The organism is Achromobacter pulmonis (assembly GCF_021733725.1).
GTDB lineage: Bacteria > Pseudomonadota > Gammaproteobacteria > Burkholderiales > Burkholderiaceae_B > Achromobacter > Achromobacter pulmonis.
In genome coordinates, this window is the sequence record NZ_JAIFOT010000001.1 from 1,142,884 (window position 1) to 1,164,671 (window position 21,788).

The following is a 21,788-nucleotide window of genomic DNA, read 5'->3' on the forward strand; positions in this document are numbered from 1 at the left end:
TCACAAATCAAATTTCGGAGGACGGACATGCGCATTCTGCTGGTCGAGGACAACCTCGACCTGGGCGATGCCGTGGAAAGCAAGCTGCGCTCGGCGGGCCACAGCGTGCAATGGGTGCGTGATGGCATCGCCGCGCTGCGCTGGGGCCGGGACGAGACCTGGGATGCCCTGGTGCTGGACATCAACCTGCCCGGCAAGGATGGCTTCAGCGTCATCCGCGAACTGCGCGCCGCCGGGCTGGACGCGCCCGTGCTCGTCATGACCGCGCGTTCCGAGATCGAAGACAAGATCGACATGCTCGACCTGGGCGCCGACGACTACCTCGTCAAGCCCTTCGACCTGCGTGAACTCGAAGCCCGCCTGCGGGCCCTGCTGCGGCGCCCCGCCGGGCAGACCAGCAGTATCACCACCTACGGCAACCTGAGCCTGGACCTGGCCAACCGCCACGTCATGCTGGCCGGCGCGCCACTGGAACTGGGCCGGCGCGAATTCCGCCTGCTGGAGATCCTGCTGGGAAAACTGGGCCAGACGGTCGCCAAGGAACGGCTCATGAACCAGCTGTTCGACCTGGACGACGGTTCGCTCAACGCGCTGGAACTGCTGATCTCGCGCCTGCGCAAGAAGCTGGCGGGCGCGTCCATCGATATCGTCACCGTGCGCGGCGTCGGCTACCAGGCCCGCAGCCATGAGCCCGCCTGAGAGCTTCTCCATCCGCCGCCGCGTCTTCACGCTGGGCGCGGCGCTGCTGGCCTGCGCCCTGATCGGCCTGGTGTTCTTCCTGCGCGGCTATGCCCAACGCGCGGCCGAGCAGGCCTTCGACCGGCTGCTGGCGGCGTCGGCGCTGACCATTGCCGGCTCCGTGCAGATCGAGGACAACGGCGTCACTGTCGAACCACCGGTCTCGTCCCTGGCCATGCTGTCGGGCAGCGAACGGGTGTTCTATGAAGCCCGCGCCTCCAATGGCCGGCTGATTACCGGCTACGCCGATCTGGCCCCCGGCCTGCCGCTGGCGCAATCGGCCACGCCGGTCTTCACCTATCTGCGCTATCACGATGAGCCGGTGCGTGTCGCCACCGTCGGCCGGCTGGTGTCGGCCAGCCAGCACGCCGGCTGGGTCACCGTGCGGGTGGCGGAAACGCTGGGATCGCGCGAGGCACTGGCCGATGAAATCCTGGGCCGCAGCGTGCTGCCGCTGATTGTGGTGTCGCTGGTGGCGCTGGGCCTGCTATGGTTCGGCGTGCAGCGCGCCTTCGCGCCGCTGGCGGTGGTCGAGGGCGAATTGCGGCAGCGGGCGCCGGACGACCTGGCGCCGCTGGTCACGCCCGTGCCCACCGAGGTGCGGCGCCTGGTCGAGGCCCTGAACGCTTTCATGCAACGCCTGTCGGGCATCATGGACACCCTCAATACCCTGGTCGCCGATGCCGCCCACCAGGTGCGTACGCCGCTGGCCTCGCTGCGCGCGCAGGCCGAAGTGGCGCTGGATGAAACCGATCCCCAGCGCCTGCACGAGCGCCTCGGCCGCATCCACCAGAATGCCACCCACGCCAGCCAGCTCATCAATCAGTTGCTGATGGACGCCACGATCACCCATCGCCTGGGCAAGGGCGCGCGCGCGCTGGTGGGCGTGGCCGAGACCATCAACGAAACCCGCCGCCGCATCGGCCCGCTGGAGGCAAGGCGCCTGCGTATCGACATCGCGCCGGCCGTGCGGCGCGCCCGCATCGCCGGCGATCGCGTGGCGTTGCGGGAGATGCTGCGCAACCTGGTGGACAACGCCCTGCGCTACGCGCCGCAGGGCACCGTCGATATCCAGGCCACGCCCGTGGCAGGCTACCGGGTGGCCTTGACAGTGTCCGACCGCGGGCCGGGCATCGCCGACGACGAAAAGGATGCGGTGCAGCAGCGTTTCACCCGCGGCCGCACCGGTGAATCGCTGCCGGGCTCGGGCCTGGGCCTGGCCATCGTGCGCTCGGTGGCCGTGGCGCATGGCGGCTCGCTGTGGCTGCAAGACCGGCCCGGCGGCGGCCTGTCGGCGCGCGTCATCCTGCCGCTGGCGCGCCAGCGCGCCGGCCGCGCAATGGCCGCCTGGCTGGCCGCGGCCGGCGCGGCGCTGGTGTTGCTGGGCGCGCCCCCCGGCGCGGCGCGGGCGGCGGAAAACGCGCAGATCGTCACCCGCTACCCGGCGCCGCAGCCGTCATCGCGCGTGCTGACCATCGCCGGCCCCACCGACACCCCGGTGGTGGCGCCGCTGATCCTCGGCTTCCAGGCACAGCGGCCCGACGTGACCGTGGTGTACCGCGAGATGGGCAGCCGCGAACTGTACGAGGCCGCCATCGAGGACCGGCTCAAGGACGTGGACGTGCTGATGAGTTCGGCCTCGGACCTGCAGATCCGCCTGGCCAACGACGGCTACGCGCAGCGTTATGCGTCGCCGTACGCGGCCAGGCTGCCATCGTGGGCGGTGTGGCGCGACGAGGTCTACGGCTTCACCTTCGAGCCGGCGGTGATCGTCTACAACCCCAAGCGCTACACCGAGGCCACCGTGCCGCGTTCGCGCCAGGACCTGCTGCGCACGCTGGAGCACGATCGCGCGCGGCTGCACGGACGCGTCGGCACCTACGACATCTCGCGCAGCAGCGTGGGCTACCTGATGGCCGAGCAGGACGAACTGGTGTCGTCGAACTTCTGGGGCCTGGCCAACGCCTTCGGCCAGGTCGGCGTGCGGTTGTCGGCCACCAGCGCCGAGCTGCTGGACGCCATCGAAAACGACGAAATTGACCTGGGCTACAACGTCCTCGGTTCGTATGCCCTGTCGCGCCAGGCGGCGGGCGCGAAGATCGGCGTGGTGTTCCCGCAGGACTATGTGCTGGTGCTGGCGCGCTCGGTGCTGATCGCGCGGCGCGCGCCCCACCCGGACCTGGGCCGCGCCCTGGTCGATTGGCTGCTGTCGCCGGCCGGCCAGCAGGTGGCGTCGAGCCATGCGGCGCTGGGTTCGATCATGGAAGACACGCCCGGCCGCTGGACCTCGGAAGCGGTGCTGGCGCGCTCGCAGGGCATCGTGCAGCCGGTGGTGCTGTCGCCGGCGCTGCTGGTGGGATTGGACCAGCGGCGCCACTCGCGCTTCGTGCAGAACTGGATCCGGCTGGTCACCGACACGCCCGAACGGCCGTAGCGCCGCCTCGGCCGGCCCGCGCCCGGACAGCGGGATTACCCCTATCCCCACTGCCGCGCCATGACAGGACGACGACAGACACCGAATCCTAAGATGGGTGCCAAGCAGGCTCCCGCGCCTGTCGATACCTATTCCAAACGGAGACAAGACATGCTTGCCAAGTCCAGACTGGCGGCCGCCTGCGCCGCTGCGTTCGCCATCGCCGCCGGTAGCGCCCACGCCCAGCAGGTTCCCGCCGGTTATCCGGCCGACTACCAGAAGATCCTCGACGGAGCCAAGAAGGAAGGCAAGGTCGTGATCTACTCGACCACCGACACCAAGGCCGCCGGCCCCATCATCAAGGGCTTCGAGGCGATGTATCCCGGCGTCAAGGTCGAATACAACGACATGAACAGCACCGAGCTGTACAACCGCTACATCAGCGAGCAGGCCGCGGGCGGCAGCAGCGGCGACATCGTCTGGAGCTCGTCGATGGACTCGGCCCTCAAGCTGGCCACCGACTACGCGCTGAAATACAAATCGCCCGAGGTGTCCAAGCTGCCGGCCTGGGCGGTATGGAAGGACTCGGCCTACGGCACCACCTACGAACCGGCGGTATTCATCTACAACAAGCGCCTGGTGCCCGCCAACGAAGTGCCGACCACGCACGGCGCCCTGGCCAAGCTGATCGCCAGCCAGCCGGACAAGTTCAAGAACAAGGTCACCACCTACGACATCGAGAAATCGGCGGTCGGCTTCATGCTGGCGGTACAGGACAAGAACAACGATCCCAAGTACTTCGAAACGCTCAAGGACATCGCCAAGGGCGGACTGGTGGTGCAATCGTCCACCGGCACCATGATGGAACGCGTGTCCTCGGGCGAAAACCTGATTGGCTACAACATCCTGGGTTCGTACGCCGAGACCCGCGCCAAGACCGATCCCTCGCTGGGCGTGGCCTATCCCACCGACTACGCGCTGGTGCTGTCGCGCGTGGCGTTCATCAGCAAGAAGGCCAAGCACCGCAACGCCGCCAAGCTGTGGATGGACTACCTGCTGTCGCGCAAGGGCCAGGAAATCATGGCCAACCAGGCCGACCTGGCCTCGGTCCGTGACGACATCGACGGCGACAACGACGTTGACGGCATGACCAAGAAGCTGGGCGCCTCGCTCAAGCCGATCCCGGTCAACGAAACGCTGCTGGACTACCTGGAGCAGAACAAGCGCCTGCAGTTCATCAAGGACTGGCGCGCCGCCACCGGCAAGTAAGCCTGAGCGCCCGTGGCGCGCGGGGGGCTTGCCGCCCCGTGCGCCGCCGGCAGGCGGGCGGGCGCGCGGGGCCGACGGACGCTGTCCGCGCCTATCGAGACAACAGGATTTCCCCATGCAGTCATTGCGCAGAAAATGGCAGTCCCTGCCGCGCGGCGTGGTGGTGCTGATCACAGCCTTGGCCATCTACGTGCCGCTGTCGTTCATCATCATCCAGAGCTTTCTCTCCGCGCCCTTCTTTTCGCCGTCCAAGGTCTTCAGCCTGGACGCGTTCCGCTTCATCTTCGCGGACCCCGATTTCTACAAGGCACTGAAAAGCGGCTTCATCCTGGCGTTCGGGCTGGCCATCATCGCCATCCCGCTGGGGGGCATGCTGGCGTTCCTGATGATCCGGACCGATCTGCCGGGACGGCGCTGGATCGAGCCGCTGATCCTGGTGCCGATCTTCGTCTCGCCGATGGTGCTGGGCTTCGGTTACGTGGTGGCGGCGGGTCCGGTGGGCTTCTTCTCGGCCTGGGTGCAGAGCCTCCTCGGCTTCGTGCCCTGGAATGTGTATTCGCTGACCAGCATCGTCATCATCGCCGGCCTGACGCACGTGCCGCATGCCTACCTGTACATCTCGTCGGCGCTGCGCAGCATGGGCTCGGACGTCGAGGAGGCGGCGCGCGTCAGCGGCGCCTCGCCGCTGCGCGTGATGATGTCGGTGAGCCTGCCCATGGTGCGGCCGGCCATGCTGTATGCCACCGTGCTGCTGTTCTTCCTGGGCCTGGAGGTGTTCGGCCTGGTGCTGGTGCTGGGAGACCCCGAGGGCAACCTGGTGCTGGCGACGTATCTGTACAAGCTGACCAACAAGCTCGGGATTCCGTCGTACCACTTGATGGCCGCGGTGGCCGTGGTGCTGATCTGCATGACGATCCCGCTGGTCATGTTGCAGCGCCGCCTGATGCGCACCGCCAACCGCTTTGTCACCGTCAAGGGCAAGGCGTCGCGCGCGCGTCCGCTGCCGCTGGGCAAATGGCGCTGGGTCGCCGGCGCGGTGGTGGCGTTCTGGCTGCTGGTCGCCATCGTGGTGCCGCTGCTGGGCGTGCTGCTGCGCGCGTTCGTGTCCAACTGGGGCCTGGGCGTGTCGTTGTTCGACGTGCTGTCGCTGGACGCGTTCCGCACCGTGTTCTCGCAGCCCAACCTGATGCGCGCGATCGTCAACTCGGTGGCCATTGGCGTGTTCGGCGGCGCGCTGGCGGTGACCTGCTATACCTTCGTCGGCCTGGCCATGCACCGCAAGCCGGACAACGTCACGCGCTTCATGGACTACAGCGTGCTGGTGCCGCGCGCCGTGCCTGGCCTGCTGGCGGGGCTGGCGTTCCTGTGGGTATTCCTGTTCGTGCCGATGTGGCTGGACAACGCGCTCGACGCCGACCTGGGCGGCTGGCTGTCGGGCCTGCCGTTCGCGGAATGGCTGCGCGAGAACTTCGTCGAATGGCTGCGCGCCATGCGCAGCACCATCTTCAGCGTGTGGCTGGCCTACACGGTGGTATGGATGGCCTACGGCCTGCGGCTGATCTCCTCGACGCTGCTGCAGGTCGGCCCCGAGCTGGAAGAGGCCGCCCGCAGCGCCGGCGCGCGCCGCGGCCAGGTCACGCGCCACGTCACGGTGCCGCTGGCCAAGTATGGCCTGATCGGCTCGTGGCTGCTGATGTTCCTGATTTTCGAGCGCGAATACTCCACCGGCGTCTACCTGCTGTCGCCCGGCACCGAGACCATCGGCTCCATGCTGGTGTCGCTGTGGGCCTCGGGCGCCATCGACATCGTGGCCGCGCTTTCCTTCATCAATATCGTTCTGGTCGTGATCGGCCTGGGTATCGCCCTGCGATTCGGAGTCAAACTTCATGATTGAGCTTTCTGTAGAAGACCTGCACCTGGATTACGGCGACAACCCGGTGCTCAAGGGCGTGTCGATGCAGTTGCGCCAGGGTGAAGTGGTATCGCTGCTGGGCCCTTCGGGCAGCGGCAAGACCACCCTGCTGCGCGCCGTGGCCGGCCTGGAAGGGCCCAAGCGCGGCCGCATCACCATCGGCGAGCGCACCGTGTACGACGGCGCCGCCCGCACCGAGATCCCGGCCGAGGAACGCAACCTGGGCCTGGTGTTCCAGTCGTATGCGCTATGGCCGCACAAGACCGTTTTCGACAACGTCGCCTACCCGCTCAAGCTGCGCAAGGTGCCGTCCGGCGAAGTGCGCGAACGCGTGCAGGCGGTGCTGGACCAGCTCGGCCTGGGCAAGCTCGGCCAGCGCCATCCGCATGCGCTGTCCGGCGGACAGCAACAGCGCGTGGCCATCGGCCGCGCCCTGGTGTATAGCCCGCCGGTGATCCTGCTGGACGAGCCGCTGTCCAACCTGGACGCCAAGCTGCGCGAGGAAGCCCGCGCCTTCCTGCGCGAACTGATCATCCGCCTGGGCCTGTCGGCATTGATGGTGACGCATGACCAGAGCGAAGCCATGGCGATTTCGGACCGAATCCTGCTGCTGAACAACGGCAAGATCGAGCAGCAGGGCACGCCGCAGGAGATGTACGGCTCGCCATCGACGCTGTTCACCGCCGAATTCATGGGCAGCAACAACCGCCTGGACGGCAAGGTCACCGAGGTGCGCGATGGCCGCGCCCGCATCGAGGGCCGCGGCTGGGCGCTGTGGGGCAAGGCGGGCGAGGGCCTGGCCGCCGGCCAGGACGCCACCGCCGTGATCCGGGTCGAACAGGTGCGCCTGGCGGACGATCCGGACGGCAACCATATCGACATGCCGCTCCTGACCAGCATGTACCTGGGCGACCGCTGGGAATACCTGTTCCGCACCCCCGACGCGGACCCGGCCGACACCCTGGCGCTGCGCGCCTACGGCCCCGAGGGACGCGAACCCGCGCTCTGCCGCCTGGCCTTGCCCGCCAGCAAGGTCTGGGTGTTCGCGCGCCCGTCCAGGTAAGGTGACGGCGGCGGGCGGAGTGGCTCTACAATGCGTGCGTGCAACGCCTCGCTGACTCCCCCTCCCCGCTGAGCCGGCCGCTGCGGTGGCTGGCCGCGCCCGCCCAGCACTACCTGCGTATCGGCATCGCGATTTCGCTGTTGGTGCACGCCGGCGCGCTGGCGTGGCGCTTCGGCGCGCCGGCCCTGTCGCGCCCGCCCGCCGCCAGCCTGGAAATCGTGCTGCTGAACGCGCGCAGCGAGACCCCGCCCGACACGCCGCGCGCCCAGGCGCAGAACCAGATGAGCGGCGGCGGCAATGCCGAACGCGGCCTGTCCACCACGCCGCTGCCCCAGACCGGCGCCTCGGCCGAAACCATCGTGCTGGAGGCCATGCGGCGGCGCCAGGTCCAACTTGAAGCGGAACAGGCCCGCCTGATGACCCAGCTGCGGGCGGCCGACAAGACCGGCGCCGAGCGCCAGGCCGTCAACCCCTGGCCCGAGGGCAACGAGCCCGGCCAGGATGCCGAAGACCAGGCCAGCGTCATCCAGAATGCCCAGATCGCGGCGCTGGCGGCCAAGGTCCAGCAGTACAGCGCCGAGCCGCGCAAGCAGTTCGTGGCGCCCTCGGCTGCGGCCTCGCGCTATGCCGCCTACCTGGATGCCTGGCGCACCCGCATCGAAACCGTCGGCACCCAGCACTATCCGGACGAGGCGCGCGGCCGCATCTATGGCTCGCTGCGCATCACCGTATCGGTGCGCGCCGACGGCAGCATCGCCAATGTCGAAATCGACCAGCCCTCGCCCCACGCGGTGCTGAACCAGGCCGCGCGCCGCATCGTGCAACTGGCCGCGCCGTTCCCGCCCTTCCCGCCCGACATCGCGCGCGATACCGACGTGCTGGTCATCACCCGCACCTGGCATTTCGTCAACGACACCCTGGAAACCGAAGCCCCATGACCGAGGCGCCCCCGCTTGCCCGCTATGCCGTGATCGGCAATCCCATCGCACACAGCCGCTCGCCGCAGATCCATGCGCTGTTTTCCCGTCAGACCGGCAAGCCGCTGCGCTACGAGCGCCTGCTGGCGCCGGTGGACGGCTTCGCGGCGGCCGTGGCCGCCTTCGCCGCCGAGGGAGGCCTGGGCCTGAACGTGACCGTACCGTTCAAGCAGGACGCCTATGCGCTGGCCGCGGCGCATCTGTCCAGCCGCGCCCGGCTGGCCGGCGCGGTCAACACCCTGTCGTGGCGCGACGGCGCCTGGCACGGCTGCAATACCGACGGCATCGGCCTGGTGTCCGACCTGCTGCGCCTGGGCGTGCGCCTGAACGGCGCCGCGGTGCTGCTGGCGGGCGCCGGCGGCGCCGCCCGGGGCGTGCTGCAGCCGCTGGCCCAGGCCGGCTGCGCCCGCATCCATATCGTCAACCGCACCGCCGCCCGCGCCCTCGAACTGGCCGAAGGCTGGCGCGAGAGCGGCGCGGAGCCGCAGACCCAGGTGACGGCCGGCGGCCTGGCCGACGCCGTCCGGTCCGGCGGCTGGGACCTGGTGATCAACGCCACCGCCAGCGGCCTGCAGGACGCCGCCCCGGATCTGCCGGCCGGCCTGTACGCCGAGGGCGCGGCCGCCTACGACATGATGTACGGCGCCCAGCCGACGGCGTTCATGCGCCAGGCCCAGGCAGACGGCGCCAGCCTCACCGCCGACGGCCTCGGCATGCTGGTGGGCCAGGCGGCCGAGAGCTTCTTCATCTGGCACGGCGTGCGGCCCGACCCCGCCCCGGTGCTGACCGCGCTGCGCGAGGCGCTCATGGCCGGGAACTGAGGCCATGGCCGCGCGCGGCAAGAGCGGCAAGGGCCGCTCCTGGTTCCGGATCATCACGGGCACGCTGATGGCGTTGGCGTGCGCGGTCTTGCTGTACCAGTTCTGGCTGTTCGGGCTGGTGGTCTGGTACAACTATCAGAACCCTGGCAGCAGCGCGATCATGCGCGAGGAACTGGCGCGCCTGCGGGACGGCAACCCCGATTTCCAGCTGAAGTACGAGTGGGTGCCCTACGACAGGATCAACCGCAGCCTGAAACTGGCGGTGGTGGCGTCCGAGGATTCCAATTTCACCGAACATGACGGCGTCGAATGGGACGCCATCCGCAAGGCCTGGGAATACAACCAGAAACAGGAGGCGGCCGGACGCAGCAAGATGCGCGGCGGCTCGACCATCACGCAGCAATTGGCCAAGAACCTGTTCCTGTCCAGTTCCCGCAGCTACCTGCGCAAGGGGCAGGAACTGGTGCTGACCTACATGATCGAACACGTCATGACCAAGGAACGCATCCTCGAGCTGTACCTGAACGTTGCGGAATGGGGTACCGGCGTGTTCGGCGCCCAGGCGGCGGCCAAGCATTATTTCAACGTGCCGGCGGCCAATCTGGGCGTCAGCCAGTCGGCGCGGCTGGCGGCCATGCTGCCCAATCCCCGCTTCTATGACAGCCACCGCAACTCCAATTACCTGAATTCCCGTGTCTACACCCTGACCCGGCGGATGCGGCTGGTCGACATTCCCTGAGACACCGGCCGGCCGCGCTGGCAAGCACCCGCCCACCCTGGCCGGCCGGATTTGTTAAGCTTTCACGTTTAGCGCTTCTTCGCCCTTTTTCATGCGTACCGCACGTCGCTACCTGGCCCGCGAGATCTATCGCTCTTGCGCAGTGGTCCTTCTGGCCCTGCTGGGCCTTTTCACGTTCTTCGCGCTGGTGGACGACCTGGACAACGTGGGCGACAAGTTCTCCATGATGGCCCTGCTGTACATGCAGGCGCTGGCCATCCCGACCCGTCTCTACGACCTGCTGCCCATCGGCCTGCTGATCGGCGCCATCCTGGCGCTGGCCGGCCTGGCGCAACGCAACGAACTGGTGATCCTGCGGGTCTCGGGGGTCAGCGGCATGCGCCTGCTGCGCATGCTCTGGATCGTGACCGTGCCGCTGATGATCGGCGCCGCCTTGCTGTCCGAATACGTCACTCCCTGGGCCGAGATGAAGTCCGGCGAGGCCAACCTGATGTTCCGCGGCAAGGCCGGCGGCGACCGCCTGAACAGCGGCTACTGGTTCAAGGAGCCCACCGCCGACGGCGGCACCCGCATCATCAACATCGCGGAATTGCAGGGCGACGGGCAGGTCACCGGCGTCACGCTGTACGAATTCAAGAAAGACCTGACCCTGTCGGTGCTGTCGACCGCGCCCAACGGCCAGTTCGCCCACGGCGACCTGGTGCTCAAGAACGTGTCCGAGACCCGGCTGGACGACAAGGCCGCCGAGGCGCTGGCCGACGCCCGCCCGCCGAAGAACCCGCCAGCGGTGGTGGTCAAGGTGCCCGAGCGCACGGTCGACACCACCCTGAGCGCCGAACGCCTGCTGGCCCGGGTCCTGACGCCCGAACGCATGTCGATCGTGACACTGCTGGACTATGTGGATTATTTGCGCAACAACCAGCTGCAATACGGTCGACAGGTCGTCGCCTTGTGGCGCAAACTGGCATATCCGTTCACGCTGCTGGTGATGATCACCATCGCCGCCCCCATCGGCCTGATGCAGACGCGCCGCGGCGGCGTGGGCGCCAAGGTGTTCATCGGCATCCTGCTGGGCGTGGGCTTCTTCATGCTCAACCAGCTGGCCCTGAACGTCGGCATGCTGGGCAAGTGGCCGCCCTGGCTTACCGCCCTGGGGCCGAACATCGGCGCCATGGCGCTGGCGCTGGGCGCCATGAGCTACATGGAATACCGCCACACCATCACCCGTATCGTCCAACAACGTTGGCCCTGGAGCAAGAGTCCCGCATGAACGGCAGTATCTGGATGATCGGCGACGTGCAAGGTTGCTGCTCGCCGCTGGATCGCTTGCTGTCCCATCCCGATCTGGTCGGCGACCCGCAATCGCGCTTCTGGTTCGCCGGGGACCTGGTCAACCGCGGCCCGCAGTCGCTCGCGACCCTGCGCCGCATCATCGACCTGGGCGAGCGCGCCACGGTGGTGCTGGGCAACCATGACCTGCACCTGCTGGCGGCCGCCGCGGGGGTGCGCAAGCCGTCCAAGTCCGACACGCTCGACGAGATCCTGCGCGCGCCAGATGCGGCCGACCTGATCGACTGGCTGCGCTCGCGCCCGCTGGCGCATTTCGAGCAAAACCACCTGATGGTGCACGCGGGCACGCTGGCCAAGTGGGACGTGGCCAAGACGCTGTCGCTGGCCGCCGAAGTGCAGGATGCGCTGCGCGGCCCGAACTGGCAGAAAGCGCTGCAGAAGATGTACGGCAACGAGCCGGCCACGTGGAAGGAAGACCACAAGGGCGGCAAGCGCATGCGGGTGATCATCAATGCGCTGACGCGCATCCGCCTGTGCACGCCGAATGGCCACATGGAGTTCGCCACCAAGGTGGCGCCCGGCGCCTGGCCGGCGGGCCTGGTGCCCTGGTTCGACGTGCCGAATCGGGCGACCCGCAATGTGACGACGGTGTTCGGCCATTGGTCGACGCTGGGCCTGATGATGCGGCCGGATGTGATCTGCCTGGACACGGGGTGCGTGTGGGGCGGCGCCTTGACCGCGCTACGGTTGCAGGACCACAAGCTGGTGCAGGTCAAGTGTTCGCAGTTCCAGGACCCATTGTCCCAGTAACGCCGGGCGCGCCCTACTGCCGTCCCTTCGAAGAAAAATCACAGCAACTGCGCGCCAGCTCGGCCACGCTCTCGCTGAACGCGTCGTCGGCCCCGCGCCGGTACATGGCGCAATACACCGACTGCGGCGCCGCGGTGCTCGTGCGCGCGATCACCAACTGCCTGGCGCTGACCATGTCGGCGAAATAATCCCGCGGCAGGCAGCTCACCCCAAATCCCGCCGCGGTCAGGCCGGCCATCGCGATCAGGCTGTTGATGGTGAACATGTTGCTGGCCGGCGTGTGTGGCTTGAGCCAGCCGTCGTAGATCATGTTCAGCCCCGATTCCCGGCTCTGGCGCAGCAGCGGCAGCGCGGCGATGGCGGCGGGCGTGTAGATGCGGCTCGGGTCGATCATGTCGGGACTGCCCATCCAGGCGAATTCGAGGCGCTGCAAGGTCACGACCTGCAGACCGGGTTCGGCGAACTCCCCATGCAGGAACGCCATGTCCAGTTGCCCCGCCTGCAAGCGCTTCTGCAGGTCCGCGCCCAGGTCGATATGCGGCTCCAGCGTAATGCGCGGATAGTGCGCGCGCAGCAGGCGGATCAGGGCCGGCAACCAGGTCATCGCGGTGATTTCGGTGATGCCGAAACGGAACGTGCCGGTCAGGGTGTGCTGGCCCTTCAGGCGCACCAGCAGGCGGTCGCGCTGGCCCAGCATTTCCTCGGCCAGCGCATAGACCTCGTGGCCGCGCGCGGTCAGCGCGGCGCGGTGGCCGGAGCGGTCGAACAGGGCCACGTCGAAATCCGCCTCCAGTTCCTGGATGCGCTTGGTGATGGCCGATTGGGTCGTGTGCAGCTTCTGCGCCGAGGCCGAGAACGTGCCCAGGCGCACCGTCCAGTAGAGCGCCTCGATCTGCTTGAAGGTCAGCATGCGGGGCTTCGCGACAGGGTCTGATTCATTCCAAAATTTCCGATAAGGGCTAACCCTTATATTCCCTTAGTAGATGAAGATCATGGAAATTTAATCCCTTTTTCGAAATGCCGAAAGCGCCGAACATTCGGTCTGACTCATTCGTTTCAGGACTACGCAGACCGCCATGGCCACCCCCATCACCGGCACGCGCATATTGCCGGCCGCCCCCGTTGCCCCCGAATCCATCCTGCAGGCGCTGGCCGGCATCGTCACGCCGCACCTGAGCGACAATCTGGCGCGCCGTGAAGGCATTGCCGGACTGCATCGCTACAACCGCGCCGGCAAGCTGGTCGGCACCGCGCTCACCGTCAAGACCCGCCCCGGCGACAACCTGATGATCTACAAGGCCATGATGCAGGTACAGCCCGGCCACGTGCTGGTGGTGGATGCCGGCGGCGACCTGTCCAATGCCGTGCTGGGCGAGATCATGAAACGCTACCTGCAGGCGCACGGCTGCGCCGGCGTGGTGGTGGATGGCGCCATCCGCGACGTCGGCGCGTTCGAAGCCGACGCGTTTCCCTGCTATGCGCGCGGCCATATCCACCGAGGCCCCTACAAGGACGGCCCCGGCGAGGTCAACGTGCCCGTCTCCATCGGCGGCCAGGTGATCCATCCGGGCGACATCGTGGTGGGCGACGAAGACGGCCTGGTGAGCTTCGCGGCCGACGAGGCGCCGGCGCTGATCGCGGCGGCGCGCGCGCATGCCGACAAGGAAGCGCGCATCATGGCCGAGATCGATGGCGGCGCCCGCACGCAGAGCTGGATGCAGGCGGCCTTCGCCGCCAAGGGGCTGGCATGAACGGCGCCGCCACCGAATTCCTGGCGGCGCGCGCCCGCGCCATCAAACCGTCGCCGAGCATGGCGGCCAAGACCCGCGTCGACCAGTTGCGCGCGCAGGGACGCGACATCATCGACTTCACCGTCGGCGAGCCCGACCTGCCGACGCCGGCGCACATTGTGCAGGCCGGCATCGACGCGCTCAACAGCGGCGACATCCGCTATACCGCCTCGACCGGCGCGCGGCCGCTGCTGGAAGCCGTGCGCGCCAAGTTCCAGCGCGAGAACGGGCTGGACTACGCGCTCGACGAACTGATCGTCGGCGTGGGCGCCAAGCAGTTGCTCCATACCGCGCTGGCCGCCACCGTGCAGGCCGGCGACGAGGTCATCATCCCGGCGCCTTACTGGGTGTCGTATCCCGACATGGTGCTGGTCAACGACGGTACGCCGGTGGTGCTGGCCTGCCCCGAGGCCGACGGCTTCAAGCTCACGCCCGCCGCGCTGGAGCAGGCCATCACGCCGCGCACCAAGTGGCTGCTGCTGAACACGCCGGGCAACCCGACCGGCGCCATGTACAGCGCACCGGAGCTGCGCGCGCTGGCGGCGGTGCTGGCGCGCCACCCCCAGGTGTGGCTGATGACCGACGAGATCTATGAGCACCTGGCCTATGGCGACCAGCGCCATGCTTCACCGGCCGCGGTCGCCCCCGAGCTGGCCGATCGCACGCTGACCATCAACGGCGTCTCCAAGGCCTACGCCATGACCGGTTGGCGCCTGGGCTACGCCGGCGGCCCCAAGGCGCTGATCAAGGCCATGGCCACGCTGATCTCGCAGAGCACCAGTTGCGTCAGCGCCATCAGCCAGGCCGCCGCGCGCGTTGCCCTGAGCGCTGACCAGGCCTGCGTCGGCGAAGCGGCCGCGGTGTTTCACGCACGCCGCGACCGCATCGTGGCGCTGCTGGACGCCGTGCCGGGAATCCGCTGCCCGCGCCCGCAGGGCGCGTTCTACGTCTATCCCTGCGTCGAGGGCCTGCTGGGCCGTCGCACGCCGGGCGGCCTGACGTTGCGCACCGACCTGGACGTCGTCATGTTCCTGTTGGACGAGGCGGGCGTCGCGGTGCTGGACGGCACGGCCTACGGCCTGTCGCCCTATCTGCGCCTGAGTTTCGCCACCTCGATGGATCACATCGAGGAAGGCTGCCGCCGCATCGCTGCGGCCTGCGGCCGGCTGGCTTGAATCCGGCGGCCCCGCGCCGGGGTCGCCGCCGTTGGCAGTACCCATACCTATATTTCAAGGGAATCAACATGAAGCAATGGATCATCACCTGCGCGGCCGCCGTCGGCCTGGCCGCCACCCTGGCCCCCATGGCCCACGCCGATACGCTGCAGGACATCAAGGCGCGCGGCAAGTTCATCTGCGGCACCATGGGCACGGCCGAGCCGTTCAGCTTCCAGGACCCCAAGACCCGCGCCATCGTCGGCTACGAGGTAGACATGTGCCAGGCGGTGGCCGACAGCCTGGGGGTGCCGCTGGAACTGAAGCTGATCGCGGTCGAGGCCCGCATCCCTGAACTGATCGCCGGCCGCGTCGACGTGGTCGCGGCGAACCTGGGCTGGAGCCCCGAGCGGGCCAAGCAGATCGATTATTCGCACCAGCATTTCGTGAGCCTGCAGAAAGTGCTGGCGCGCGCCTCGGACAAGGACCTGAAGTCGCCCGCCGACCTGGCCGGCAAGCGTGTCAGCGCCGTGCGCGGCTCGTCCTCGGAACAAGGGGCGCGCAAGTTCATCCCGAATGTCGACCCGGTGACGTTCAAGGACCCCAGCGGCGCCTTCCTGGCCCTGCAGCAAGGCAAGGTCAGCGGCTTCGTCGCCTCCGAACTGATGCTGGTCAAGCTCAAGCAGCAGGCCGCATCCAGCGCGGTGCCGGTCAAGATCCTCGAACCCGCGCTGTTCGTGGAGCCGTGGGGCATGGGCGTGCGCCGCGGCGACACGGCCATGCTGAACCAGGTCAACAAGGTGCTCGACGGCATGGAGGCATCGGGCAAGGCCACGCAGATCTTCGACAAGTGGTTCGGCCCCGGCACCCCGTTCAGCATGAAACGCGACTTCCGCATCGAAGCGATCAAGGGTTGACGCGCCGCGCGCGCCGGAGCCTTTGCCGATGCATTACGTTTTCGACTTCTCCGCCATCTTCCAGGGGGAGTACCCGGCCTGGCTGCTCAGGGGGCTGGTCACCACCCTGGCGCTGGCCGGGCTGGCCTGGATCCTGGCCTTCCTGGTGGGCAGCCTGCTGGCGGTCATCCGCCTGACGGGCTCGCCCGTGGCCAACGCGCTGATCGCGCTGTACGTGGCCTTCCACCGCAACGTGCCCATGCTGGTGCACATCCTGTTCTGGTACTTCGGCGTGCCGGCGTTGCTGCCGCAGGCGGCGGCCGACTGGCTCAACGCCCATGGCAGCGAGTTCATCCTGTCGTGCATCGCCATCGGCCTGGTGATGTCGGCCTATGTCTGCGAAGACCTGCGCAGCGCGGTGCGCGGCATTCCTCCGGGGCAGGTCGAGGCGGCGCGGGCGCTGGGACTGGGCTTTTTGCGCACCATGCGCTGCGTGGTGCTGCCGCAGGCCTTCCGCATCGCCATTCCGCCGCTGTTGAACCAGACGCTGCTGCTGGTCAAGAACACCAGCCTGGCGATGGCCATCGGCGTGGCCGAACTGACCGCCGCCGGCCGCGAAATCGAGAACTACACGTTCCGCACCTTCGAGGCCTACGCGGTGGTGACGGCGATCTATCTGCTGCTGTCGTTCCTGATCATGGGCGGCGGCGCGCTGCTGCAGCGGCGCTACCGCCCGCTGGGAGGCCATTGAATGTGGGATATCCTCAAAGACAACTGGCTGCTGCTGCTCATCGGCCAGTATCCGCACGGCCCCATCGGCGGCCTGGCCGCCACGCTCGGCCTGGCCGCGGTCAGCCTGGCGCTGGCGCTGCCTTGCGGCGTACTGCTGGCATTGGGCCGCATCAGCCCGTACCGCGCGCTGCGCTGGCCGGCCTCGGCCATGGTGTACCTGGTGCGCGGCCTGCCGCTGCTGATGTTCATCTTCTGGGCCTATTTCTTCGTGCCGCTGCTCATCGGCCGGCCAGTGGCCGGCACCACGACGATGGTGGTGGCGCTGGTGTGCTACGAAAGCGCCTATCTGGCCGAGATCATCCGCGCCGGCATCCAGGCGCTGCCGCGCGGCCAGCAGGAGGCCAGCCGCGCGCTCGGGCTGTCGTACCTGCAGACCATGCGGCGCGTGATCCTGCCGCAGGCGCTCTACAACATGCTGCCCAGCATGCTGAGCCAGTTCGTCTCGACCGTGAAGGAGACCTCGCTGGCCTATGTGATCAGCGTGCAGGAACTGACCTATGCCGCCAACCAGATCAACAGCGTGCTGCTGACCAAGCCATTCGAAGTGTTCGCGCTACTGGCGCTGACTTATTTCATCCTGAATTTCGGCCTGAGCGCTCTGGTGCACCTGACCGAGAAACGCATCGGCAGACGCCGCGCCGGCCGCGCGCCTGCCCCCAAGGTGGTCCCGATATGATCCGATTTTCCGAAGTGCAGAAGTGGTATGGCGATTACCAGGCGCTGGCCGACGTGACGGCGCAGGTCCGGCGCGGCGAAGTGGTGGTGGTGTGCGGCCCGTCCGGTTCGGGCAAGTCGACGCTGATCCGCACGGTCAACCGGCTCGAGCCGATCCAGCAGGGCGTGATCGAGGTCGACGGCCAGGACATCTATGGCGGCAAGGTGCACCTGGACACGCTGCGCAGCCATATCGGCTTCGTGTTCCAGCAGTTCAACCTGTTCCCGCACCTGTCGGTGCTGGACAACCTGATGCTGGCGCCGCTGCAACTGAAACGCGCCCGCCGCCCCGAAGCGCGCGAACGGGCCATGCAGTTGCTGGAGCGCGTGGGCCTGGCGCACAAGGCTGACGCCTATCCGGCGCAGTTGTCCGGCGGCCAGCAGCAGCGCGTGGCGATCGCGCGGGCGCTGGCGATGAATCCGCCCGTGATGCTGTTCGACGAGCCGACCAGCGCGCTGGACCCCGAGATGGTGGGCGAGGTGCTGCAGGTGATGAAAGACCTGGCCCGGGACGGCATGACCATGGTGTGCGTGACGCACGAAATGGGCTTTGCCCGGGAGGTGGCCGATACCGTGTGGTTCATGGATGCGGGCCGTATCGTCGAGGTGGGCGGACCCGAGGCGTTCTTTGTCAGTCCGCAGACGGACCGGGCGCGCAAGTTCCTGGCCGAGATTCGGCGGTGAATGGGTGGTTGCGCTTGGGGTTGTGTCGCGGGAGTTGGGTTCTTTAGGCGCGCGTGTCGGGGTCGGTGGGGGCTGGCGGGGCTACGATTGCGGTCCGGCGCGTTCGCTCCGGACTGCCCCTTCGTCATCCTCGTACGCCTTCGGCTCCCTACGGATTCCCTCGGGCGCATCTACACGCCCCGCCAGCCCCCACCGCCCCCGCCACGCGCTCGCGATGAGACGTAGCCTCGGGCGTCGGGACGGCCTGCGTGCTTGGCATGCTGGCGCACATCGGGGCTGGAGAGGACGGTCTTGCGGGGCCCGCCGCAAGCCGGCCGCGCGGGCGGCCTTTTGCGGCTTACGCGGCGTCTTGCGTCGAGATGATGATGCTCTCGCGTGTGGGAAGGGTGTCCGTGTGGAACGGTGCCAGCACGGTAGGGAGCGCGCCAGCAGCCCGGCGGCGTGGGCACGTCGCAATCGTGTGCCAATGAAATACCGCGCGCAGCGCGGCCGCGATGGGCAGCCCCGCAGGTTCCATTCCCCGCACACGGCTCTGGCAGCGCGACAAGCCTAGATGCTCGCAGCCCCTCGGGCTGCCCGCCATTGGGTCCGCCCGACCGAGGGGCGACCTACGAAGATCAAACGACGACGCCAAGAAAAACACTCAAACCACCACAAGCAAGAAGCAACCGTCCAAGCCTGCAGCAACACAAACCTCAAAGCACCGCCTGAATCGCATCGCGTGCCTGATGCGACAGCTCCAGCCGCGTCGGCAAGGTCCCGTCGGCATGCCTGGCCGCCAGCACCGGCAGAAACACCACTTCCACCGACAGCCCGGTGGCGCCCAGCACCCGCCAGAGGTTGACCACCAGCGTTTCCTCTCCGATGAACGCCGCGAAACCGCTGCGTTCACCGTGTTGCAGGAAGCGCAGCGCCACCGGTTGGATCTCGACCGCCGCCGCGCGGGCCGGCTCGAACAGGCTGGCGTGGAACGGACGCAGCGTGAAACCTTCGCTCGTCGTGCCTTCCGGGAACAGGCCGACCGCATCGCCCTGCTTGAAGCGCGCCAGCATCGACTCGCCCATCGCATGCACCGCGTGGCGTTGGCCGCGTTCGATGAAAAGCGTGCCGGCGCCCGCCACCAGCCAGCCGATCACCGGCCAGCTGCGGATCTCGCTCTTGGCCACGAACGAGGTCGCGCGGGCCGAATTCAGCACGAAGATATCGATCCAGGACACGTGGTTCGCCACCAGCAGCACGGGCCCGGTCATGCGCGGCTCGCCTTTGAAGACGATCCGCAGGCCGCAGGCCGCCATCAGGCAGCGCGACCAGGTACGGTTGAGCCAGGCGCGCGACTTCGGGCGCAGCAGCGGATACACCAGGCCCACGCACAGCAGGCCGAAGAGGATCAACGGCACCACCAGCAAAAGGCGAAGAACAAAGCGCAGCAGCTTCAAACAGGGGTCTCCCAGGCCGGGCGGCCACCCACCAAGGTGACGCGGACTCGACCGGGCAGCATCATACCCGCGAACGGTGTATGACGGCTGTGGCTGTGCAAGGCGCCGGGCGCCACCAGCCATTCGTCCTCCAGGTCCACCAGGCACAGATCGGCGGGAGCGCCCACGCCCAGTTCGCCCAGCCCGGACAATGCCGGCGACAGATCACGCAGCAGCGCTGCCGGCCCGGAGGTCACCCGGGCCAGCGCCTGCGGCAACGGCAGGCGGCCGTCGCGGGCCCATTTCAGCGTCAGCGACAGCAACAATTCCAGGCCGGTGGCGCCGGGTTGCGATTGCGGGAACGGCACCGCCTTGCCCGCGTCGTCCACCACGGCGTGGTCCGAACACAGCGCCTGCACCAGGCCCTCGCGCAGCGCCGCCTGGATTGCGTCGCGGTCGCGCTGGCCGCGCAGCGGCGGGCGCAGGTGGAAATCGGTATTGAAATAGCCGATGTCCACGTCTGTCAGGTGCAGGCTGTTGGCCGAGACGTCCGCGCTGACCGGCAGTCCTTCGCGGCGCGCGGCGCGCAGCAGTTCCAGGCCGCCCGCGGTGGACAGGCGCGACAGATGCACGCGCGCGCCGCTGGCGCGTTGCAGTTCGAAAATCGTTTGCAAGGCCAGCACTTCGGCCTGCGGCGGCAGGCCCTCCAGGCCCAGGCGGTCGGCGTAGGCGCCGGCGGCAACCACCGCGCCCTGCCCCAGCCACGGGTCCTGCGGCCGCAACCACAACGCCAGCCCCAGCCCGGCGGCATAGCGCATGGCGCCCCACAGCACCCGGGTGTCGGCGATGCCGGATTCGCCCTGCGAGAACGCCAGGCAACCGGCCTGCGCCAGCAGGCGCATTTCGGCCAGGGTTTCACCGCGCAGGCCGACGGTCAGGGCGCCGATCGGCAGCACCCGGCCGTGGCCGGGCGGCGCCTCGCGCAGCAGCGCCTCGACCTTGGCCGGTTCGTCCTGGGGCGTATCGGCGTCCGGCGGCATGGCCAGCGTGGTCACGCCGCCGGCCAGGGCCGCGCGCAGCTCGGAAAGAGACAGACGCCAATCGTTCGGCGCGCCGGCATCCTGGCGCTGCACGCGAGCCGACAGGTCCACCAGGCCCGGCAGCACCGCCAGGCCGGTGGCGTCGATCCGCCGGTCGGGCTGGAAACCGTCCGGCGCCTGGCCGACCGCCACCACGCGGCCGTCGGCGATGAACAGGTCCTGGATACCGTCGCGGCCGTTGGCCGGGTCGATCAGTCGGCCATTGGCGATGTGTAGCCTCATGCGGCGGCTCCCGCCAGCACACTCAGGGCGGCCAGGCGTAAATCGTGTTCGGCGCGGACCAGATCCGCCTCGGTGTCCACCAGGCCGGCGGCAATATCGCCATCGACCTCGATGCCCGGCGTCAGCGCGGCGGCGGGCAGCAGCAGGGCATCGGGCCTGGCCGCGGCCAGGCGGGCAGGCGTCAGGCCGTAACCGGCGGCGTACTCGCGCGCCGACGGCAACAGCGCGCCGCTCATGCGTTCGGACCGCAAGGGCAGCACGACCACGACGTCGGCGTCGGCCAGGCATTCGTGCAGCGCGCCACAGGCGCGCACGCCCAGCTGCGGCAGGCCATCGGGCAGCAGGGTGCGCGGCGCGGCGGCGCGCACTTCGGGCACGCCCAGCGTGGTCATGGCATGGATCAGGCTGCGGGCCACGGCACTATGGCGGATGTCGCCCACCAGCGCGACGGCCAGGTTGGTCAGATCGCCCTTGGCCCGCAACATCGCCTGCAGCCGGGCCAGCGCCGGCAGCGGGTCGGCGTGCGCGCCATCGCCGGCATTGAGGATACGCAGGCCCGGCGCCCGGGCGCCGGCGGCGCAGATGGCGGCGCCGCTGGCCGGGTGGCGCAGCGCCAGGATGCCGGCGGGCAGGCCGGCGGCCACAGTGGCGGCAGACAAGGCCCCGCCGCCCCGCGCCGACGCGGCCTCGCCGGCGCCCACGCCATGGCCGCGATCGACGCCGGCATCGGCGCCCTGGCCTGCGCTGGCCTCCAGCGCCACGGGCCGCAGCCCCAGGCGCACGGCGGCAGCCTCGAAGTCCTGGCGCAAGCCAGTGTCGGCGGCGGGCAGGCTGAGGAACAACGGCAGGTCGGCGGCAGGTGCGGTGGATGCGGCGGCGGCACCGGCCGCCGCCGCATCCAGCAGCCGCTCGACATGACGGCGCGGCAACCCTTCCGTGGTCAGCAGATGAATCAGTTCACCGTGGCGGTCGAGTTGCGGATTGAGCAT

The 21,788-nt window shown here is 68.5% G+C and carries 20 protein-coding genes; 16 read left to right on the forward strand and 4 right to left on the reverse strand.

The window, feature by feature from the left end:
* The first annotated feature begins 27 nt into the window (after positions 1-27).
* The 10 genes from K2W61_RS05255 to K2W61_RS05300 all read left to right on the forward strand — a co-directional run bounded on the left by K2W61_RS05255 (position 28) and on the right by K2W61_RS05300 (position 12,032).
* Positions 28-699 (forward strand): response regulator transcription factor, encoded by a 672-nt coding sequence (locus K2W61_RS05255; RefSeq protein WP_236755147.1) that lies wholly within the window; start codon positions 28-30, stop codon positions 697-699.
* Positions 686-3,172 (forward strand): sensor histidine kinase, encoded by a 2,487-nt coding sequence (locus tag K2W61_RS05260; protein ID WP_236755148.1) that lies wholly within the window; start codon positions 686-688, stop codon positions 3,170-3,172. The genes K2W61_RS05255 and K2W61_RS05260 overlap by 14 nt, the downstream gene beginning before the upstream one ends.
* A gap of 150 nt (positions 3,173-3,322) precedes the next feature.
* A complete protein-coding gene (locus tag K2W61_RS05265; RefSeq protein WP_175135968.1) occupies positions 3,323-4,420 on the forward strand; it encodes an ABC transporter substrate-binding protein in 1,098 nt (365 codons plus the stop codon).
* A 115-nt stretch (positions 4,421-4,535) separates the two neighbouring features.
* A complete protein-coding gene (locus K2W61_RS05270; protein WP_175135802.1) occupies positions 4,536-6,314 on the forward strand; it encodes an ABC transporter permease in 1,779 nt (592 codons plus the stop codon).
* Complete coding sequence (locus tag K2W61_RS05275; protein WP_236755149.1) at positions 6,307-7,395, forward strand: ABC transporter ATP-binding protein; 1,089 nt, start codon at positions 6,307-6,309, stop codon at positions 7,393-7,395. Before K2W61_RS05270 ends, K2W61_RS05275 begins: the two co-directional genes overlap by 8 nt.
* Positions 7,396-7,433: 38 nt before the next feature.
* A complete protein-coding gene (locus K2W61_RS05280) occupies positions 7,434-8,333 on the forward strand; it encodes a TonB family protein (protein ID WP_175135800.1) in 900 nt (299 codons plus the stop codon).
* Positions 8,330-9,193, forward strand: coding sequence for a shikimate dehydrogenase (gene aroE / locus K2W61_RS05285; protein ID WP_175135799.1), 864 nt, complete (start codon positions 8,330-8,332; stop codon positions 9,191-9,193). Before K2W61_RS05280 ends, aroE begins: the two co-directional genes overlap by 4 nt.
* A gap of 4 nt (positions 9,194-9,197) precedes the next feature.
* Positions 9,198-9,932, forward strand: a complete 735-nt coding sequence (gene mtgA, locus K2W61_RS05290) for a monofunctional biosynthetic peptidoglycan transglycosylase (protein ID WP_175135798.1) — start codon at positions 9,198-9,200, stop codon at positions 9,930-9,932.
* Between the two features lie 91 nt (positions 9,933-10,023).
* Positions 10,024-11,202, forward strand: coding sequence for an LPS export ABC transporter permease LptG (lptG, locus tag K2W61_RS05295; RefSeq protein ID WP_175135797.1), 1,179 nt, complete (start codon positions 10,024-10,026; stop codon positions 11,200-11,202).
* Positions 11,199-12,032, forward strand: a complete 834-nt coding sequence (locus tag K2W61_RS05300; RefSeq protein ID WP_175135796.1) for a symmetrical bis(5'-nucleosyl)-tetraphosphatase — start codon at positions 11,199-11,201, stop codon at positions 12,030-12,032. The genes lptG and K2W61_RS05300 overlap by 4 nt, the downstream gene beginning before the upstream one ends.
* Positions 12,033-12,045: 13 nt before the next feature.
* On the opposite strand, the gene K2W61_RS05305 is transcribed toward K2W61_RS05300, so the two are convergent.
* Positions 12,046-12,942, reverse strand: a complete 897-nt coding sequence (locus tag K2W61_RS05305; RefSeq protein WP_175135795.1) for a LysR family transcriptional regulator — start codon at positions 12,940-12,942, stop codon at positions 12,046-12,048.
* 166 nt (positions 12,943-13,108) lie between these two features.
* On the opposite strand from K2W61_RS05305, the gene K2W61_RS05310 reads away from it, so the two are divergent.
* From K2W61_RS05310 to K2W61_RS05335, 6 genes are all read left to right on the forward strand, one after another.
* On the forward strand, positions 13,109-13,783 hold the full coding sequence (locus K2W61_RS05310; protein WP_175135794.1) for an RraA family protein: 675 nt from the start codon (positions 13,109-13,111) through the stop codon (positions 13,781-13,783).
* Positions 13,780-14,997 carry an aminotransferase class I/II-fold pyridoxal phosphate-dependent enzyme gene (locus tag K2W61_RS05315; protein WP_175135793.1) on the forward strand — a complete coding sequence of 406 codons (1,218 nt, stop codon included), beginning with the start codon at positions 13,780-13,782 and terminating at the stop codon, positions 14,995-14,997. Before K2W61_RS05310 ends, K2W61_RS05315 begins: the two co-directional genes overlap by 4 nt.
* 68 nt (positions 14,998-15,065) lie before the next feature.
* Entirely contained in the window at positions 15,066-15,893 is an 828-nt protein-coding gene (locus K2W61_RS05320; RefSeq protein ID WP_175135792.1) for an ABC transporter substrate-binding protein, read from the forward strand.
* A gap of 28 nt (positions 15,894-15,921) precedes the next feature.
* Positions 15,922-16,623, forward strand: a complete 702-nt coding sequence (locus tag K2W61_RS05325; protein ID WP_175135791.1) for an amino acid ABC transporter permease — start codon at positions 15,922-15,924, stop codon at positions 16,621-16,623.
* Positions 16,624-17,340 carry an amino acid ABC transporter permease gene (locus K2W61_RS05330; RefSeq protein WP_175135790.1) on the forward strand — a complete coding sequence of 239 codons (717 nt, stop codon included), beginning with the start codon at positions 16,624-16,626 and terminating at the stop codon, positions 17,338-17,340.
* Positions 17,337-18,062 (forward strand): amino acid ABC transporter ATP-binding protein, encoded by a 726-nt coding sequence (locus tag K2W61_RS05335; RefSeq protein WP_175135789.1) that lies wholly within the window; start codon positions 17,337-17,339, stop codon positions 18,060-18,062. Before K2W61_RS05330 ends, K2W61_RS05335 begins: the two co-directional genes overlap by 4 nt.
* A gap of 695 nt (positions 18,063-18,757) precedes the next feature.
* Here K2W61_RS05335 and K2W61_RS05340 read toward each other — a convergent pair.
* Genes K2W61_RS05340 through K2W61_RS05350 form a run of 3 tightly spaced genes read right to left on the reverse strand, consistent with a single transcriptional unit; the run spans position 18,758 to position 21,788 of the window.
* Positions 18,758-19,498: a lysophospholipid acyltransferase family protein gene (locus K2W61_RS05340; protein ID WP_236755150.1), complete on the reverse strand. Its 741-nt coding sequence runs from the start codon at positions 19,496-19,498 to the stop codon at positions 18,758-18,760.
* Positions 19,495-20,799, reverse strand: coding sequence for a dihydroorotase (locus K2W61_RS05345; protein WP_236755151.1), 1,305 nt, complete (start codon positions 20,797-20,799; stop codon positions 19,495-19,497). The genes K2W61_RS05340 and K2W61_RS05345 overlap by 4 nt, the downstream gene beginning before the upstream one ends.
* Positions 20,796-21,788 carry an aspartate carbamoyltransferase gene (locus tag K2W61_RS05350; protein ID WP_236755152.1) on the reverse strand — a complete coding sequence of 331 codons (993 nt, stop codon included), beginning with the start codon at positions 21,786-21,788 and terminating at the stop codon, positions 20,796-20,798. The genes K2W61_RS05345 and K2W61_RS05350 overlap by 4 nt, the downstream gene beginning before the upstream one ends.